This is a genomic window from Shewanella sp. SR44-4 (assembly GCF_014163715.1).
Lineage (GTDB): Bacteria > Pseudomonadota > Gammaproteobacteria > Enterobacterales > Shewanellaceae > Shewanella.
Window position 1 is genome coordinate 1 of record NZ_JACJDU010000137.1, and the last position, 658, is coordinate 658.

General features: G+C 44.1%; 2 tRNA genes and 1 rRNA gene. All 3 read right to left on the reverse strand.

The features are described from left to right. Positions 1-212 precede the first annotated feature (212 nt). Positions 213-288: transfer RNA gene (locus H5125_RS21755), tRNA-Ala, on the reverse strand. Positions 289-433: 145 nt separating this feature from the next. Beyond that, a tRNA-Ile gene (locus H5125_RS21760) sits at positions 434-510 on the reverse strand. Positions 511-597: 87 nt separating this feature from the next. Continuing rightward, positions 598-658 (reverse strand): 16S ribosomal RNA (locus H5125_RS21765); the annotation flags it as partial.

Genomic DNA, 658 nt, shown 5'->3' on the forward strand with positions numbered 1-658 from the left:
TTGAGAACTCAAGTGTTAATGCTTTCGCATTAACGTTTTTCGCACTAACGTAATCACATCAATAACAACGAATCGTCATTCATGCGCCTTTAGTTAGTACTATCAGCTTTCCAAATTGTTAAAGAGCGGGCTTAAAAAAGCCAAAGATAAAATTTCGTTTATCTTTGGCATCTCTAACCTATGCATATGCTTATCGTCATAATAAGAGTAAATGGTGGAGCTATGCGGGATCGAACCGCAGACCTCCTGCGTGCAAGGCAGGCGCTCTCCCAGCTGAGCTATAGCCCCATTTACATGCAGTTGAGATTTTACGTTTACCTTCTATGAAGGTCTTACCAAAAAAATTGGCTTGCCAATCGTTTCTAATCAAGGCGGTTGATAGCGACGTTTAGTACACTAAACGAGTTATCATCCAACGCAGAGTAGGAAAGATTGGTGGGTCAGAGTGGACTTGAACCACCGACCTCACCCTTATCAGGGGTGCGCTCTAACCAGCTGAGCTACAGACCCAACGTAATTTCTCTTTCTTCTATCAAGTAATCTGTGTGAACACTCACATGCATCGCTGCACTTTAGGTATTGAGTTAGTCGTATAGGTAAGGAGGTGATCCAGCCCCAGGTTCCCCTAGGGCTACCTTGTTACGACTTCACCCCAGTC